Raw genomic sequence first — 17411 nt, forward strand, 5'->3', positions numbered from 1 at the left:
AATTATCGAAATCGAAAACGCGGTTCCGGTTGCTCTTGATGTCCACCAGAGTCCAACCCTTCGCTTTTGCTCTGACCGCGCCCGGTCGAACCGGGCGCGGCCGACGTTTGCATCAATTCGCGCCGGTGCCGGCGGACCCAGCCGTCAGGCTTGCGAGAACTTGGTCGATAGAGAAACTACCCGGCTTCTGTCGCGGCGGGAATTCCTTGAACGTGGCAAGGAATTTGCCGACATATTGCTGCGCCGGTACCAGCAAGAACACGTGTTCGACGCGCCAGCGGTCATAGTCCATGCCTTCGTGATCGGCCGTTTCGAACGGGTCTGAACGCAGGTTGAACAGCTTCGGCAGGCGCAGCGGCACGAATGGCTCCTCCCAGACTTCGAACCCTTCCCCGCGCTGCTCGGCGAAAACCAGCTTCCACTGGTCGTAGCGCAATGCCACCAGCGACCCGTCGTCATTGAAGTAGAAAAACTCATGGCGGGGATCCGGCCCCTTGCCGGCGAAGTAGTCCATCTGGTTATAGCCATCGAGGTGAACCTTGTAGGTCCTCTTGCCGACCTTTAGACCGGCCTTCAGCTTCTCGCCGATGTCGGGCTCGCCAACCGCCGCCATCAATGTCGGTATCCAGTCTTCGTGTGACACGATGTCGTTGAGGATCGTACCCGGCTTCACCACGCCCGGCCAGCGCACCATCGCAGGCACTCGGTAGCCGCCTTCCCAATTGGTATTCTTCTCACCGCGGAAAGGCGACTGGCCGCCGTCCGGCCAAGTGAACTTCTCGGCGCCGTTGTCGGTCGAATACATGACAATTGTATTGTCATCGAGACCTAGCTCCTTGAGCTTGTCGAGGACCTGGCCGACCTGGCCGTCGTGCTCGACCATACCGTCGGGATAGATGCCGAGCCCGGTCTTTCCTTCGCTCTCCTTCTTCAGTCGCGTCCAGATGTGCATGCGGGTCGAATTCCACCACAGGAAGAACGGTTTGTTTGCGGCCTTGGCCCTTTGCATGAAATCGAGCGCCTTGTCGGTGACCTCGGCGTCGATCGTCTCCATGCGCTTCTTCGTCAGCGGTCCCGTGCTCTCGATCTTCTGCGTGCCATCCGGGTTAGCCCAGCAATGGATCACACCGCGCGTCCCGTATTTCTTCTGCATCTCCGGGTCTTTGAAGTAGTCGGGATGCTCCGGCTCATCCTCGGCGTTCAAGTGGTAGAGCGAACCGAAGAACTCATCGAAACCGTGAGCGGTGGGCAGGTGCTCATCGCGGTCGCCCAGATGATTTTTGCCGAACTGGCCGGTCATGTAACCCTGCGCCTTGAGCATATCCGCAAGCGTCGGATCCTCAGGCTGCAGTCCTTCCTTGGCGCCAGGCAGGCCGACCTTGAGCATACCGGTGCGGAAGGGTGTCTGCCCGGTGATGAAGGCGGCGCGGCCGGCGGTGCAGCTCTGCTGGCCGTAGTAGTCAGTAAAGAGCGCGCCCTCTTTCGCGATGCTGTCGATGTTGGGCGTCTTGTAACCCATCATGCCCTGGTTGTAGGCGCTGATGTTCCACCAGCCGATGTCGTCGCCCCAGATGATGAGTATATTCGGCTGCTTCCTCGATTGGGCCGTGGCTTGCTTCGCCAGCCCCCCGGCCGCCATAGCCGATATGGTGAGAACCGAGGCGGCGCCGAGCAGAACATCGCGACGCCTGATCGGTAGGCCTGACGCACGCTCTTCGCTTCCTGCTTCCGGTTTCTTGTGCATGGCAGTCCTCCCTTTTGTTGCGACTCACGGGACCGCTCATGAATGCGCGGTCCGGGGTCAGTTCCCATTCATGTTGATTTTCCCACCCCGTTGGATGCCCCAGTCCCCAATGCCGCGCGAGGGTCAGTCGGAAAAGGCTGAGCCGGCGCCAATGAATCGGCGCTGGCCGCGAGCCGGTTCCCTGATTGGCCTGCCCATGCCGCCGTTGGCACGATCAGTCCCCAACATTGAACATTTCGGACGCATCAGGCAGCAAGGTCTGCGAGTGCACAAGCAGCTTCACGGCGTCCAGCATGATCAGCGGGGGAGCCATCTGAGACGCAAGTTCCGTGATGCGCGCCTGCAGCTTCTTCACCATTTCGGGATTCTGATCGGCCAGGTTGCTCGTCTCCTGATGATCCTTGGAAAGGTCGAAGAGCTCGATCCTTTGCGGCAGTGTCGCTTTCCAGACGAGCTTCAAATCGCCTTCGCGCACGGCGGCCGTCATCGGCTCGACATTGTAGACGACCTCGGTTCGTGGCGAGGGCTTTCCTTCGCTAAGCACCGGCCACATGTCCACGCCGTCCAGCGGCTTGTTCTTGCCAAGCTTGACACCCGCCAAGCCTGCCAGCGTCGGATACATGTCGACGACATGCATCATCCCATCGACCGACGCGGGCTTGATCTTACCTGGCCAGTTGACGAGGCCTGCAACACGCGTGCCTCCTTCATACGTCGTACCCTTGCCCTCGCGGTAAGGACCATTGTCGGCGGGAAGCTTGCCCTTGACCTCGCTTTCGCCCGCAAAGTGCGCGTCGACCACGCCGCCATTGTCACTCTGGAAGACGACCAGGGTATTCTCGCGCATGCCGCGCTTTTCGAGAGCGTCGACGACTTTGCCGATTTGATCGTCTATCACCGAAATCATAGCCGCATATTTCCGCCGACTCTCATCGGCGATATGACTGTTGCGGTCGAGAAATTCCTTCGGTGCCTGGAACGGAGTATGCGGCGCCGTAAAGGCCAGATACAGGAACAGGGGCTTTTTCTGATCGTGTTTGTTGATCACCCGCACAGCTTCGGTGCCGAATAGTACGTTGTCGTAGCCGGGCTCGCTGAGAGCCTTGTTGTTCCGATACCAATCCGGACTGCCATTTGCCGCCTTATGCGTGAAATGATCGATCTCGCCGAGCAGCGCACCGTAGAACGAGTCGAAACCGCGCTGGCGCGGCCAGTACGCGGTCTTGGAGTGGCCCAAGTGCCACTTGCCGCTCATCGCGGTGGCGTACCCCGCGTCCTTGAGCATTTGCGGCAGTGGATATTCGTCGAGCGCCAGGCCGTAAGAGCCGATCTGAGGAATGACCGCGGTTTGCAGGCCATACCGGAAGGGATAGCGGCCAGTCATCAGCGCCGCGCGGGTCGGCGTGCACATGGGCTGGGCGTAGTACTGCTCCAGCCGCGCACCGTCGGCCGCCAGCTTGTCGATGTTGGGCGTCTTGATATCGGACCCATGGTAGCCCACGTCCTTCCAGCCCTGGTCATCGGAGATGATGTAGACGATGTTGGGCTGCGAGGGTTGGGCCGCCGCAGCCTGTACGCCAGCGAAGCCGGCAAGCGCGCCTGAAAGACCGACGGGTGCGGCAAATCGCGAAACGGCTGCCGCCGTTCCGGCCATCAATGCGTCGCGCCGCGTGATTTTGTTGCTTGTACCGGCTTCAGCCGGGAAGTCACGATCGTTGCTCATGTTGTGCCCCTGATCTGCTAGTTCATGCCGTCCTACTCAAAACCATGGCGCGTCTAGCGTTCTGCCGCCGATCACTGCCTCGGAACCAAAGACGCAGCGCAAGGACTTCGCATCGACATCGCCCACCGGCTCGCCGCGACATCTCTTTGATTCCAAAATAAAGCGTGTCAGCACCGCCATGGCCTCTCCAGGAAGCCGCCGGCCCCACAAGGCACGATTGCTGCAGAGCGCTCGATGTCCTCTGCGCACGCCTCTGGAATGGTCCCGCCCTGTTCATGCTCCCAACTCGCCGTTGATCGGCGATACGCCCGCGCTGTTTGGTCTCGCGCAATTCCGAATAAGCTATAGCTAATACAACCCTACTGCTATCCACTTTGCGCAAAGGATGTATTTTTTGGCCTTCTGGTCTCGATCGCGTGCGCACAGGGACGCGCCGCTCCCCCTAGACGAACCTAGCTATGCAGCCTTTGGGAGCATGTCAGGGCAGCAGCAACCGCCGGCGAGAATGCAATTCCGGCCCACGGCCCGATGGCATCGGCGGTGGTCTGCACCGGCAGCTAAATCAGAACAGCGCAAAGTCAATACGCCATTTCAACTGTTGGAATGGAAGTAATCCGGCAGCAAAACGCGGGCGCTGCCGCGAGCCGGCCACCTCAGGTCGATCCTCTATTGGGCGGCCGAGAATTGATAGGTAAAGCCGAGTATCGGGCCCTGCTGAGTGAGTTTGTTCACGAAGCCGTCGTGGCTATAGTTGTCGTGCACGGCCCGATAACCGACGAACATCGACATCTTGTCGTTGAACTGATATCCGGCGCCGCCCATCACGTCCCACATCGATTTGGATCCTGCGCCGAAACCACCGACGAGCCCCCAACCGGCCAGGTAAATTCCATTGCCGACATTGGCCTTGATTTTGGCGCCGATCACCGGATCGACCCACGTGTCGCCGTCGCTGGCTGATCTGCCGTCAAGAGCACCGCCATGGAAGTCGAACCTGTTGTCGACCGACCAAAGGCGGGCGCCGGCTACAAGATCGAAATTCGTCCCATCCTGATAGTAAACGCTGTAACCGCCGAGCGCGGTCCCCATGAAAGTGCTCACCGTCGCGTCAATGTTGGAGGCGAGGATTCCCCTTGGAGTGCCGATATTGGCGTCGAGCTTGGCGTAGACTATGTCCGTGCTGATCGTGAAAGGCCCGTTGCGAGCTTCCGTGAGCCCCATGAAGCCGAATTTGAGGTGATTCAGCACGTCGCCGAAGCTCACGTCGACATCCTGAGGCGGGAATCCGAAGAGGCCGCTTTCGCCCTTGATACCCGATGCCCACAGATATGGCGCGACAGTAACAGTCCAGCCTTCATCCTGCTGCTGCTTGGTCGTGTCCGCTGCAAACGCATTGGCCCCACAAAGTACCGACACGGCTGCCGTTCCCAAAGCGGCCAAACGAAATTTGTTCATGGTTGCCCCCATCTATCCTCCTCGTAGTCTTGGTGGAGAACACTGGCCGACGCCTGTGCGCCCGCGTCATTCTGATGGCGCATCCGTATGGGACCAAATCTGCTTCGTCCACTGTCCCCATCAGCCGTAAGTCGGCGGTATTTTGCGCCAATTGATCTCGCGCAATTCAGGTCTAAGCTACACCTAATATAACTGCGCTGCTATCCACTTTGCGCAAAGGTTGTCTTTTTGAGTGCCTGGCCTTCATCGCCGTCGTACAGGGACGTGTTACTTGGGCCTGATGACCTGACCAGCGCCGCATCCGGCTTGCCGGTCAAGGTCGACAGGCTTTCGGCCGGCTGGCTTCCCTCGCGCATCCGGCAAATCCAGTCCCCCGGCAGGTGGGCGCTCGACCTGCCCGAATTCAATTGCGCCTTCCGCGCCATTGGCGATTTCAATCCGGATTCCGTGGCTTTGGTGGCCGTCGAGCGGGCCTGCGGGTCGACGATATGCGGCATCCCGCTCGAAGACGACTTGATCCTGGCAATCCCTGCCGGCACGAGCGTGACGGCAACGGTCCGGCCCGGTCTCACCTACGCAGTCGCCATCGTTCCGACTGCGACCTGGATGGAAATCCAGTCGGTCGCCACGAGGACGGTTCTCGAACAGGTCAGCGATCGCCCCGCCGCAGTCCGGCTCGCCGCCGGCGAAGCGCAAAGAATCCGAAGCCAGATGAGGTCGATGGCAGACCACCTTGCGACAGTTGCAAGCGATTCGGTTCTGCCGCAGCAGCCTCCAGGTGCGTTCGTGGAATATCTAGGAGTGGTGGCTAACGCCTTCGCAGGCCCAGATAGTCGTGAGACCGGGACAGCCGGTTCCGCGAGTCATCACTTTAGACAAGCGTCGGCGGCCGAGGATTTCATTCGCACTCATATCCGGGAAGACATTCCCATTGTTCGGCTATGCAAGGAAATCGGTGTCAGTCGCCGACAGCTGGAGTACGCCTTTCGCACCACGTTCGCTGTGACCCCGCTCGAATTCATCAGAGCGCTACGCCTCAACGAAGCCAGACGGCTGCTTACCACGGCGCGCGCCAACGGCTTGAGTGTTACAACGATCGCCATGGATGTAGGCGTCAGCCATCTGGGCCGCTTTGCCGCGAATTATCGCCTCTTCTTCGGCGAGTCTCCCAAAGAAACGCTTCAGCGTGCCGGAAGATCGTGACCAGGGTGTAACCTGCGCCGAGAAAAGCGTCGCGGCATCGCTGCAAAGCAGTTCGATGGAATTTGCGCAATCCGGATAGAAGTCGCGTTCGCGAATTAGTATATTCTAACATAATAATAATCCATCCCCGGCTCGCGAGGTCGGGAGTGGCCGTTTGATTTCGGTTCGGCACAGACTTGCGCCGGGCGCATGGCTTTATCGGCCGGAAAAATGAACGCACGGGGTGGTGAGGATTTGGGAGGATGCAAAATGCCAAGACCTAGCTTGAGATTGACCGGCGCTTCCGGGATCGCCGTCGCCTTGATGTTTGCTGGGCTCGTCGAGGCCCTTACACCCTTCGCCCCTTTCGTCGGCGATGCGCAGGCGCGAGTCGGTCGTCCGCTCACGCCCGGCAGCGTCGCAGGGGTTGCGAGGCGCACCACGCGCCGAACGATTCGCCGTACGACCGTCTACGTGACCAGGCTCCCGGCAGCGTGTGTGAAGACTTCGATCAACGGCGCCGTGCTGTGGCACTGCGGCAGCACGTATTATCAGCCCTACGGTGGGCGATATGTGGTTGTGCACGTGCAGTAAGCGGGAGTGGAACTCGGCACCAAAGGAGCTTTCCTTTGTGAGGCTTCGCGGTCGCCGCGGCGCGGTTAGAGGACCGGGCGAGTGCGCCCGGCCCGTCCAGACTTTCATGAATGCAGTTCTGAAAGATAGGCGGGTAGCGCGCAGCGTTCGCCGCTCCGTCGAGGCGGCGTGGTTCGTTCCATTGCAGGATAGTTTGGTCGCACTGTCGACCGAGAATTGCCGGAGCGCGCGATGAGCAACGCACTGCCCACTCGAATTTGTATTTTGCTTTCGACCGTCGTTCCGATTTTCTTTTGGGTGCTCGTTGGAACCTGCTGGGCCCAAGCCCAGCAGCCCCCGGACGGCGTGCCGCCCGAAAAGGCACGGCAGTTCCTCGACCTGCTGTCCGATCCGGAGGTGAAGGGATGGCTCGAAGGAAAGATGCCGGCAGCCGCCGAGGCTCCCCCTGCCGCATCGCCGGTCGACGCAATCTCGAGCTGGGAGGAAGCCGTTCGCGCACGTCTTGTCGCGCTCACCGATGCCGTTCCCCGCATCCCGGGGGAACTAGCCAACGCCGCCGGCGTCGTCTCGCGCGACGTGAATTCAGGCAGGCCCGGCCTGGTGATCCTGATCCTGGCAGTCCTGACCATCGTCGGCTTCGGCGCCGAGTGGCTGCTCCGCCGGGCCTTGGCTCTGGGCGGTTCTGTCGGACCAGTTGACCCCGGACAGGCGGCTCTGTCGGAGGTCGCCGCCTTGCTGACGTTTGCTCTGGCCAGCATCGGCTCGTTCCTCGCATTCGAATGGCCGCCTTTGCTGCGCCGCATCGTGCTGACCTTGCTGCTCGCCTTCATCGCCGTGCGTGTGGTCCGCGCCATTGTCAGGTTACTGTTTGGACTTGCCGACGCGGAAAGCAGAACGTCGGATGAGACGCCGACGGCAATCCCTGTCGCAAGCGGGACCGCGCAGCGTTTCTGGCTTCGGCGCGTCAGCCTCATCGCCGGCTTTCTGCTGTTTGGCTGGGCCGTGGTCAGCCTCATGCCTGGCATCGGTTTCTCCATCGACGTTGCGCGGGTGGTTGCCCTGCTCTGTGGCCTGGGCATCTTGGCCGTCGCCATTGAAATCGTCTGGCGGCGGCCGGGCAGCGCAACTTCCGCCGTCAGGCAATCGCTGCTGACGCTCTATCTGATCGCGCTTTGGCTGGCCTGGGTGGCGGGACTGCTCGCCGTACTGTGGCTCGGCCTCTATGCGCTGCTGTTGCCGGCGGCGGTGCGTGGGGTCGGCAATGTCGCACAGGCCTTCGCCGGTCGAGCGCAGCGCGGCGGTGCCCTCGGCATCATGTTGAACGTGCTGATCGTCAGGGGTGCCCGAGCAGCGGTAATTGGCGCGGCGGTCGCCTGGCTCGCCTATATCTGGCGCATCAGAGCTGCAGCCCTTGCCGGCAGTCAAGCCGGCGCGCTGGTGATTTCAGGCCTTCTCAATAGCATCATCGTCCTCCTGGTTGCGGATCTTCTTTGGCAGCTGGCGAAGGAGTTGATCGCTTATCGGATGGCGCTTGAGCCAAAGGAAGGGTCCCATGCCGACGAGCTTGCCCGCAGCGGCCGGCTGCGTACGCTGCTGCCGATATTCCGTAACGCGCTCGCTGTCTTCATCGGGGCCGTCAGCGTGCTGACGATCCTGTCCGGACTCGGCGTGCAGATCGCGCCCTTGATCGCCGGCGCGGGCATTTTCGGCGTAGCCATCGGCTTTGGTTCGCAAACACTGGTCAAGGACGTGCTGAGCGGCGTTTTCTATATGCTCGACGATGCCTTCCGTGTCGGCGAGTATATTCAGAGCGGCAGCTACAAGGGCACTGTCGAATCGTTCAGCCTACGGTCAGTCAGGCTGCGGCATCACCGCGGCCCAATTTTCACCGTGCCGTTCGGCGAGCTCGGCGCCATCCAGAACATGAGCCGTGACTGGGTGATGGACAAGATGGCTCTCAGCATCACCTACGATTCAGACGTAGACCTCGCTCGCAGGCTCATCAAGAAGATCGGTCAGGAGCTGGCCGCGGATCCTGAGTTCGCGGCCGACACGATCGAGCCGCTGAAAATGCAAGGTGTCGACAGCTTTGGCGACTCCGGGATCGACCTCAGGATGAAGCTGATGACCAAGCCGGGAACTCAGTTCGGCATCAAGCGGCGAGCCTTCATGATGATCAAGAAGGCATTCGACGAGAACGGCATCAAGCTCGCCGTTCCCACCGTGCATGTGGCGGGTGGCGGCGACAACGCGGCCGCCGCGCAGCAACTGCTCAAGATGAAGCAAGTTGCGAGCTAGCGGCAAACCCGGCGCCTGACCATGTCGCCCAAAAGTCCGCAGCGGTCTGGGAAAAGCGTGAATGACAAAAAGCTTGAAGCGCGTCGCCTGAATCCGTTTCAGCGAGACTCGCGTCAGGCCCCGCTCACGCGCAAGGTCCGGGCGCAGCAACGTTTTGCACAAGCAGATAGTCGGCTCTGGAATTTCAACCGGAAATCGAGCATGATGCGGCTTGGCATTCTCGAATGCTTCGCGCTCCTGGGAATGCCGGGAGGAACGGGACATGGCGATTGCGCTTGTACTCGTTTTGATTGTCGTGGGCTCGGTGTTGTTCCACCTCCTGAGCCCATGGTGGTGGACGCCGATTGCGTCGAACTGGGACTATATCGACAACACCATCATCATCAGTTTCTGGATCACCGGCGTCGTATTCTCCGCCGTCGTCCTCTTTATGGCCTATTGCGTCTTCCGCTTCCGGCACCGGGAAGGCAATCGCGCGGCATACGAACCGGAGAACAGACGGCTGGAATCGTGGCTGACGATCGTCACCGCGGTCGGTGTCACCGCCTTGCTGGTGCCTGGCCTGTTCGTCTGGAGCCGCTTCGTCAATGTTCCGAGCGAGGCCGCCGATGTCGAGGTTATTGGGCAGCAATGGCAGTGGAGTTTCCGCCTGCCCGGCAAGGACGGCAAGCTCGGCACGTCGGATACCCGCGACGTAACCGCTGACAATCCATTGGGCGTTGCCCCCAAAGATCCCAATGGCCAGGACGATGTCGTGGTCGAGGCGGCGGACCTGCACTTGCCGGTCGGTAAGCCGGTCAAGGTGCTGCTGCGCTCGATCGATGTTCTGCATGATTTCTACATTCCGGAATTCCGCGCCAAGATGGACATGATCCCGGGCTCGGTCACCTATTTCTGGTTCACCCCAACCAGGACCGGGACCTTCCAGGTTCTTTGCGCCGAGCTATGCGGCCAGGGGCACCCGCTGATGCATGGCGTGGTGGTGGTCGACACCGAGCAGGACTATCTGGCCTGGCTCGGCCAGCAGCAGACTTTTGCGCAATTGTCGGCCCCCAAGCAAACGGGCTCGGCGAACGCACCGTCAGGAAAGACGATGGCGTCCGGTTTGGACGTCGCGGCAAAACTCGAACCGGTCGAGGCCCGCTGAACAGGGCACGGAGGCGCCCCCATGGTCGATGTCACACCCGCAGATGCCGTCCCGCCCGCCGAAGTGGGCGAGATGGAACTCTACCATCCGCATAGCTGGTGGACGAAATATGTCTTCTCTCAGGACGCGAAGGTCATCGCGGTCCAGTATTCGATAACGGCAACTGCGATCGGCCTGGTGGCGCTGGTGCTGTCCTGGCTGATGCGGTTGCAGCTCGGTTTCCCCGGCACGTTCGATTTCATCACCCCGGAGGCCTATTACCAGTTCATCACCATGCACGGCATGATCATGGTGATCTATCTGCTCACCGCGCTCTTCCTCGGCGGTTTCGGCAACTATCTCATCCCGCTGATGGTCGGCGCCCGTGACATGGTCTTTCCCTATGTCAACATGCTGAGCTACTGGATCTATCTGCTGGCCGTTCTGGTCTTGGTCTCGGGCTTTTTCGCGCCGGGCGGGCCGACCGGCGCCGGCTGGACGCTCTATCCGCCACAGGCCATCATGTCGGGAACCCCGGGCGGCCAGGACTGGGGCATCATCCTGATGCTCTCTTCGCTGATCCTGTTCATCATCGGCTTCACCATGGGTGGCCTGAATTATGTGGTGACGGTGCTGCAGGGCCGCACACGCGGCATGACCCTGATGCGCCTGCCGCTCACCGTCTGGGGCATCTTCACCGCCACCGTCATGGCGTTGCTTGCCTTCCCGGCGCTGTTCGTCGCTTGCGTGATGATGCTGCTCGACCGTGTGCTCGGCACATCCTTCTTCATGCCGGCGATCGTCGAGATGGGCGAGCAGTTGCAGCACAATGGCGGCAGCCCGATCCTTTTCCAGCATCTGTTCTGGTTCTTCGGCCATCCGGAGGTCTACATCGTGGCCCTGCCGGCCTTCGGCATCGTGTCCGACCTGATCAGCACGCATGCGCGCAAGAACATCTTCGGCTACCGCATGATGGTCTGGGCCATCATAGCCATCGGCGCCCTGAGCTTCGTGGTCTGGGCGCACCATATGTATGTCAGCGGCATGCATCCCTATTTCGGCTTCTTCTTCGCCACCACCACCTTGATCATCGCCATCCCGACCGCGATCAAGGTCTATAACTGGGTGCTGACGCTGTGGCGCGGCGACATCCACCTCACCATACCGATGCTCTTCGCGCTGGCCTTCATCGTCACCTTCGTCAACGGCGGCCTGACCGGGCTGTTCCTCGGCAATGTCGTCGTCGACGTGCCGCTGTCGGACACGATGTTCGTCGTCGCCCATTTCCACATGGTCATGGGCGTCGCTCCGATCCTGGTGATCTTCGGCGCGATCTACCACTGGTACCCGAAGGTCACCGGCCGGATGCTCAACGAGGCGCTCGGCCGCTTCCATTTCTGGGTCACTTTCCTCGGCGCCTACCTGATCTTCTTCCCCATGCACTATCTCGGCCTGATGGGCATTCCGCGGCGTTACGCCGAACTGACCGACATGAATGTGATGACTGAATCGGCCCACCATCTGAATTCGTTCATCAGCATCATGGCCTTTGTCGTCGGCTTCGCCCAAATGGTGTTCCTGTTCAACCTGATCTGGAGCATCCGCCATGGCCGCGAGGCCGGCGGCAACCCGTGGCGGGCGACGACGCTCGAGTGGCAGACGCCGGAGACGCCGCCGGCGCATGGCAATTTCGGCAAGGAGCTGCCTATCGTCTACCGTTGGGCCTACGACTACAGCGTGCCAGGGGCCAAGGAAGACTTCATCCCGCAGAACGTGCCGGGCTCCTTCGCCCCCTCGAGGGAGCCGGCATGAGCGTCATCCTGGTCTTCCTGCTCGTGATCGCCGGCTTTGCCGGCTGGTGGCTTTCGCATCAGCGGCTGACGTCCAAGCCGTGGCTGGAGCAAGGCGTGGCTGGGGATTTCGTAGGCCTCGACCGGTCGGCCCTGCCCACCGCCAAGATCGGGCTCGGCGTCTTCCTCGCCGTCGTCGGCTGCCTGTTCTCGCTCTTCACCAGCGCCTATTTCATGCGCATGGGCCTGTCGGACTGGCAGCCGCTGCCGCTGCCGCGCTTGCTCTGGCTGAACACCGGCTTGTTGCTGCTGAGCAGCGTCGCGCTGCAATGCGCCGTGGTCGCCGCGCGCGGAGGCCAGACGGACATGGTCAGGCTTGGTCTTGCGACGGCCGGGCTGACCACCCTCGCCTTCCTTGCCGGCCAGTTGATGGCGTGGAGGCAACTGACCGAAGACGGCTACCTGCTGGCCTCCAACCCGGCCAACAGCTTCTTCTATCTGATCACCGGAATGCACGGCCTGCACATACTGGGCGGTCTGATAGGCCTTGGCAGGACGAGCATCGGCGCCTGGAGCGGAACGCGACCGGAGCGGCTGCGGCTCAGCGTCGAGCTCTGCGCCATGTATTGGCACTTCCTGCTTTTCATCTGGCTCGGCATCTTTGCCGTTCTGGCCGGCTGGGCGGCGACGTTCATCGACATTTGCCAACGGCTGCTGACCTAGGAGACCGGCGATGGCTGAAACGACACTGACGCACTCCAGCCCGATGGCCCGTCCCGACGGTTGGCGCGGAATTGCCACCGACTGGGCCTCGGATCAGCGCGCGTTCAAGAACGTGTCCTGGGGCAAGGCCATGATGTGGATCTTCCTGCTCAGCGACACCTTCATCTTCGGCTGCTTCCTGCTCTCCTACATGACCGCCCGCATGTCGACCCGCGTGCCATGGCCGAACCCGAGCGAAGTCTTCGCCTTGCGCATCGGCGGTTCGGAGATCCCGCTGATCCTGATCGCCATCATGACCTTCGTGCTGATCTCGAGCAGCGGAACCATGGCCATGGCGGTCAATTTCGGCTACCGCCGCGATCGTCGCAAAACCGCGATCCTGATGCTTTTGACCGCCGCGCTCGGCGCGACCTTCGTCGGCATGCAGGCATTCGAATGGACCAAGCTGATCACCGAAGGGGTACGTCCCTGGGGCAATCCCTGGGGCGCGGCGCAGTTCGGCTCGTGCTTCTTCATGATCACAGGCTTCCACGGCACCCATGTCACGATCGGCGTGATCTTCCTGATCATCGTGGCCCGGAAGGTCTGGCGAGGCGACTTCGACACAGGGCGGCCCGGCTTCTTCACCAGCCGCCGAGGTCGTTACGAGAATGTCGAGATCATGGGCCTTTACTGGCACTTCGTCGACCTGGTCTGGGTGTTCATCTTCGCCTTCTTCTATCTTTGGTGAGAGGCAGGCTTCGTTGAGAGGCAGATATGGCTGAAGCAACCGCAAACGGTCTCGGGCAACACGCACTGGATGCCGCTCATGCGCCTGGCGCTGCGGCGGTAGCCGAGGCCCATCAAGAGCACCCGATCAAGCTCTATCTGGTGGTCTGGGCTTGGCTGTTCATTCTCAGCACCTGTTCCTACCTGGTCGATTATTTCGGCATCCACGGCTATCTCAGATGGTCGCTGATCCTGATCTTCATGATGCTGAAGGCGGGGTTGATCGTCGCCGTCTTCATGCACATGGCCTGGGAGCGGCTGGCGATGATGTATGCGATCATCCTGCCGCCTATACTGGTGCTGGTTTTCGTGACGATGATGGTCCTGGAGGCCGACTACACGTTGCTGACCCGTATCGCCTTCTTCGGGCCCGGCCCCTGACGCACGATTGGCACCCATCCTCGGCAATGATCAGCCGGAAACCGCAGGGCGCCTGCGGCTTGAAACATTAGGCCGCCGGTCCATTTTGGGGCTGATGTATCCCTCGTGAACTCAAGCCAAGGGAGGTTGAAATGACGATAGCAAACAGACTGAGACAGTTTATCGACGGCAAGGGCATCCGCTACGACACCGTCGCGCATCATCGAACCGCCACCAGCAGGCAGAGCGCCGTCGCCGCGCACGTGCCTGGCAGCATCATGGCGAAGTCCGTGGTCGTCCACCATGAGCTTGGTTATGCTCTGGCGTTGGTGCCGAGCACCCACAGGATCGAGTTGGGCAAGCTGCAGGACATCATGGACAGGCGCCTTGGGCTCGCGTCCGAAGACGAGGTGGTATCGCTTTTCGACGATTGCGACATCGGCGCCGTACCGCCGATCGGCGCTGCCTATGATGTGCCGGTCTTCCTGGACGAAAGCCTGCGCGATGCCACGGACATCTATTTCGAGGGCGGCGATCACAAGACGCTTGTGCATGTCAGCGGCAAGGATTTCCGCAACCTGACGACGGACGCGCGTCAGGCGCGGTTCAGCCAGCCTGCCTACTGAATCGCACTTGCGCAGCCGTCGTCAGCAACGACAGGGACTTGCTCAGTTCGCCGGTCTGGGGTTCGTCGGCGGCTCCACGACCTTGCGATACACATGCCAGGTGGCATGACCGAGGATCGGCAGCACCACCGCCAGCCCCGCGAACACCGGCAGCGAGCCAATGATCAGCCCAACGGCAACGATCAGGCCCCAGACGGCCATCACAACCGGGTTGGCCAGCACCACGCGCACGGAGGTGTGAATGGCTTCGTAGGCGCCGACATCGCGATCGAGCAGCAGCGGGAAAGCGACGACGGTTGTGCACAGCACCACCACAGCGAAGACGAAACCGATGGCGTGTCCCAGAATAATCAGCGTCCAGCCTCTTCCGGTGGCGAATATCGCGCTGATAAAGCTGGAAATCGATTCCGGCGGCGCCGGGCCGAAGAGATATTCGTAGAAAATCTTCGCCGTCAAAAGCCAGGTGATGAAGATCGCGAACAGCATGATCCCGACCGCCGCGATGGACGGCAGCGCCGGGGAGTTCCTGACTTCGAATGCATGGCGCCAGGATGCGTCGAGCCCGGCTTCCCGCCTGCGGCTGATCTCGTAGAGGCCGATCGCGGCGAGTGGGCCGATCAGCGCGAAGCCCGACACCAGCGGAAATAGCAGTGGAAGCGTGTTCGCCCCCGATGTCCAGGTGGCGAGCACCACTCCGACGAGGGGATAGATCATGCACAGAAACACGATGTGCGAGGGTTTGACCATAAAGTCGTCGACACCGCGCCTAAGGGCGTCGAAAAGATCAGAAACGCTGATTTTCCTCACCTTGGTATGCTCCAGCGTTTCGCTGGCGCCTGCAATCACGTGAAAGCTTGCCATGACCGTTCCTCCAGATCGGGTCCGGCAAGGTCGCGGATTCAACGGTGCAACCGCTCTGCGTCACTGGCCACGCAAACCGCGACCTGCACTGACCACACCATACTCCTTTGCGCCCGATCTGTCGCCATTTCATTGGAACGGGTGCGGCAGCGGCATACTGGCTCCAGAAGATTTTTTTCGATATTCTCTTGCAGCGTCGCGCGCCCCCTTTTTGGGCGCGTAAAGGGCGCTGTATCGCTTTGATGGGCCTATGGTCCTTTTCGAAAATCGATCCTGATTTTCGGGGCATACGCCCGGTCGAAGGTGAACGTGATGGACACACGGACGCTAGTCATACTCGGCCTTGGCATAGTTGTTCTGCTGCTGGTGGGATTCTTCGCGCTGCCGGCGTAACCGCGCGGGTCGCGAGATTTCAACAGCGCAATTGCCGGGCGACAGCGATGGCGCCCGGCAGGGCCGTCTATTTGGAGAACTGCTTCAGGTAGGCGATGACGTTGGCTATGTCCTTATCGTCCTTGAGACCGGGAAATGTCATCTTCGTCCCCTTGACCATTGCCTGGGGGGCGTGAAGGTACGTCGTCAGGGTCGGCTCGTCCCATTTGACGCCGGATTTCCCGGCCGCGATCATTGCCGCGGAATAGCTAAAATTGGGATGCGTGCCGGCGATGCGCCCGATAACGCCGTTCAGGGATGGGCCGATCCTATTCTGGTCCTGCTCGGCAATGTGGCAAACCTTGCACTTGGTGAAGACCTTCTCGCCCGCGGCCGCATCCTGCGCCTGCGATGGACTCGTGATGAAAGCCGTGGCGGACATGATGATGAAAAGCGCGATTTCGCGCATGGCATTTCCTCCCTGATCGTCGTTTGCGTCGGACGATCCGCACCAGCCCGCTGGCCCTGCGCGGCAGAGCGGAATATCCGCATCTCCTCGGTGGAATGCGGCACCTACATACCACAGAATCGTCCCGATGGGCAAAAAAGGCCCGGCTTTTGCGGCGCCGGCCAGGTCGACACCGTGATCATCATCGGCGCGGTGACCAGCATCTGCCGCGAATCCACCGCTCGCAGCGCCTTCATGCGCGATTACAGGTGGCCTTCATCAGCAACGCCAATGGCGGGCTGGACGAGGCCTCGCACGATGCGACGCTTTCCATCCTCGGCAAGGTATTTGGCCGCGTGATGAATTCAGCCGAACTCGCGCAAGAGGTCCTGGCGGACGCCCGAGCGCAGCCCTATCACCCGCCAAATCTCGGTTCAGGGACCCCGGTCACGCCAAGGCCGGTGATGGCAAACAGGCTGCCGCGCAGCACGCCGTCACCGGGGAACCGCGGCAGCGGCGGCTTGGCCATCGATGTCACATAGAGCGTGTCGAGCTTCGGCCCGCCGAACATGACGCTGGTGATCTTCTTCACCGGCATGTCGATGATGCGGTCGACGGTGCCGTCCGGCGCATAGCGCACCAGCCTTCCGTCGTAGACCAGCGCGTTCCACAGATAGCCCTCGCTATCGACGGTCGAGCCATCGGCGGCCCCGCCCTTGCTGGTGTCGACGCGCACGAAGGTGCGCCGGTTGGTGGCATTACCGGTGGCGATGTCGTAGTCGTAAGCCCAGATCTCGCCGGTCCAGGTGTCGGCGAAATAGAAGGTGCGGTCGTCCGGGCTCCAGCATGGGCCGTTGGAGCAGATGATGCCGGAGTCGATCCTTGTGACGGAGAAATCCGGATCGAGCCGGTAAAGGCCGCCCGACGGTCCCTCTTCCATCGTGTCCATCGAGCCGGCGAAGAAGCGCCCGCGCCGGTCGACCTTGCCATCGTTGATACGGTTCGCCGGCAGATCCGGTTCCGGATCGTGGATGAGCGTCACTTCACCGGTGGCGAAATCGAGCAGATGGAAGCCGCGCTGCAGCGAGACCACGGCGCCGCTGCCATCCTTGCGCAGCGCCATCGAACCGATCTTCATCGGCACGTCCCAGGAGCGTATCTCACGCCCATCGGCGGTGGCGCGGAACACGCGCCCATCAAAGCTGTCGATCCAGTAAAGCCGCTCCTGTTCGACGTCCCAGAGCGGGCCTTCGCCCAACGTTGTCTTCACGTCCACTACGACTTCGATCTTCATGCCATCCTCCACGTATTCGGCATTCGTGCAGCGCTTGGCCGGGCCGG

The 17411-nt window shown here is 61.2% G+C and carries 17 protein-coding genes; 9 read left to right on the forward strand and 8 right to left on the reverse strand.

Annotated elements, in window-relative coordinates; translation table 11 throughout:
- Nucleotides 1–112: 112 nt before the first annotated feature.
- The 4 genes from DPM33_RS19080 to DPM33_RS19090 all read right to left on the reverse strand — a co-directional run bounded on the left by DPM33_RS19080 (nt 113) and on the right by DPM33_RS19090 (nt 4922).
- Nucleotides 113–1744 carry an arylsulfatase gene (locus DPM33_RS19080; RefSeq protein WP_112098992.1) on the reverse strand — a complete coding sequence of 544 codons (1632 nt, stop codon included), beginning with the start codon at nt 1742–1744 and terminating at the stop codon, nt 113–115.
- 214 nt (nt 1745–1958) lie between these two features.
- A complete protein-coding gene (locus DPM33_RS19085; protein ID WP_112098993.1) occupies nt 1959–3467 on the reverse strand; it encodes an arylsulfatase B in 1509 nt (502 codons plus the stop codon).
- 36 nt (nt 3468–3503) lie between these two features.
- Nucleotides 3504–3647, reverse strand: coding sequence for a hypothetical protein (locus tag DPM33_RS36315; protein ID WP_167449139.1), 144 nt, complete (start codon nt 3645–3647; stop codon nt 3504–3506).
- Nucleotides 3648–4133: 486 nt separating this feature from the next.
- On the reverse strand, nt 4134–4922 hold the full coding sequence (locus tag DPM33_RS19090) for a hypothetical protein (protein WP_112098994.1): 789 nt from the start codon (nt 4920–4922) through the stop codon (nt 4134–4136).
- A 306-nt stretch (nt 4923–5228) separates the two neighbouring features.
- Between DPM33_RS19090 and DPM33_RS19095 the strand changes: the two genes are divergently transcribed.
- From DPM33_RS19095 to DPM33_RS19135, 9 genes are all read left to right on the forward strand, one after another.
- A complete protein-coding gene (locus tag DPM33_RS19095; protein ID WP_146770288.1) occupies nt 5229–6125 on the forward strand; it encodes a helix-turn-helix domain-containing protein in 897 nt (298 codons plus the stop codon).
- A gap of 303 nt (nt 6126–6428) precedes the next feature.
- Nucleotides 6429–6698: a hypothetical protein gene (locus DPM33_RS37025; RefSeq protein WP_245442274.1), complete on the forward strand. Its 270-nt coding sequence runs from the start codon at nt 6429–6431 to the stop codon at nt 6696–6698.
- 231 nt (nt 6699–6929) lie between these two features.
- A complete protein-coding gene (locus tag DPM33_RS19105) occupies nt 6930–8996 on the forward strand; it encodes a mechanosensitive ion channel family protein (RefSeq protein ID WP_112098997.1) in 2067 nt (688 codons plus the stop codon).
- 262 nt (nt 8997–9258) lie between these two features.
- Nucleotides 9259–10143 carry a cytochrome c oxidase subunit II gene (locus DPM33_RS19110; protein ID WP_112098998.1) on the forward strand — a complete coding sequence of 295 codons (885 nt, stop codon included), beginning with the start codon at nt 9259–9261 and terminating at the stop codon, nt 10141–10143.
- A gap of 21 nt (nt 10144–10164) precedes the next feature.
- Entirely contained in the window at nt 10165–11934 is a 1770-nt protein-coding gene (ctaD, locus tag DPM33_RS19115; protein ID WP_112098999.1) for a cytochrome c oxidase subunit I, read from the forward strand.
- On the forward strand, nt 11931–12635 hold the full coding sequence (locus DPM33_RS19120; protein WP_112099000.1) for a cytochrome c oxidase subunit 3: 705 nt from the start codon (nt 11931–11933) through the stop codon (nt 12633–12635). The genes ctaD and DPM33_RS19120 overlap by 4 nt, the downstream gene beginning before the upstream one ends.
- A 10-nt stretch (nt 12636–12645) precedes the next feature.
- Complete coding sequence (locus DPM33_RS19125) at nt 12646–13365, forward strand: heme-copper oxidase subunit III family protein (RefSeq protein WP_112099001.1); 720 nt, start codon at nt 12646–12648, stop codon at nt 13363–13365.
- 26 nt (nt 13366–13391) lie between these two features.
- Nucleotides 13392–13784, forward strand: a complete 393-nt coding sequence (locus tag DPM33_RS19130) for a cytochrome C oxidase subunit IV family protein (RefSeq protein ID WP_112099002.1) — start codon at nt 13392–13394, stop codon at nt 13782–13784.
- A 131-nt stretch (nt 13785–13915) separates the two neighbouring features.
- On the forward strand, nt 13916–14389 hold the full coding sequence (locus tag DPM33_RS19135) for an aminoacyl-tRNA deacylase (RefSeq protein WP_112099003.1): 474 nt from the start codon (nt 13916–13918) through the stop codon (nt 14387–14389).
- Nucleotides 14390–14431: 42 nt separating this feature from the next.
- Here DPM33_RS19135 and DPM33_RS19140 read toward each other — a convergent pair whose 3' ends face one another.
- From DPM33_RS19140 to DPM33_RS19155, 4 genes are all read right to left on the reverse strand, one after another.
- Nucleotides 14432–15250 (reverse strand): DUF2189 domain-containing protein, encoded by an 819-nt coding sequence (locus tag DPM33_RS19140; RefSeq protein WP_112099004.1) that lies wholly within the window; start codon nt 15248–15250, stop codon nt 14432–14434.
- Between the two features lie 460 nt (nt 15251–15710).
- Entirely contained in the window at nt 15711–16091 is a 381-nt protein-coding gene (locus tag DPM33_RS19145) for a c-type cytochrome (protein WP_112099005.1), read from the reverse strand.
- A gap of 104 nt (nt 16092–16195) precedes the next feature.
- Complete coding sequence (locus DPM33_RS37455; protein WP_281004798.1) at nt 16196–16327, reverse strand: hypothetical protein; 132 nt, start codon at nt 16325–16327, stop codon at nt 16196–16198.
- A 158-nt stretch (nt 16328–16485) separates the two neighbouring features.
- Nucleotides 16486–17364: an SMP-30/gluconolactonase/LRE family protein gene (locus tag DPM33_RS19155; RefSeq protein ID WP_112099006.1), complete on the reverse strand. Its 879-nt coding sequence runs from the start codon at nt 17362–17364 to the stop codon at nt 16486–16488.
- Between the last annotated feature and the right edge of the window lie 47 nt (nt 17365–17411).

The sequence above is a fragment of the Mesorhizobium hawassense genome (assembly GCF_003289945.1).
Lineage (GTDB): Bacteria > Pseudomonadota > Alphaproteobacteria > Rhizobiales > Rhizobiaceae > Mesorhizobium > Mesorhizobium hawassense.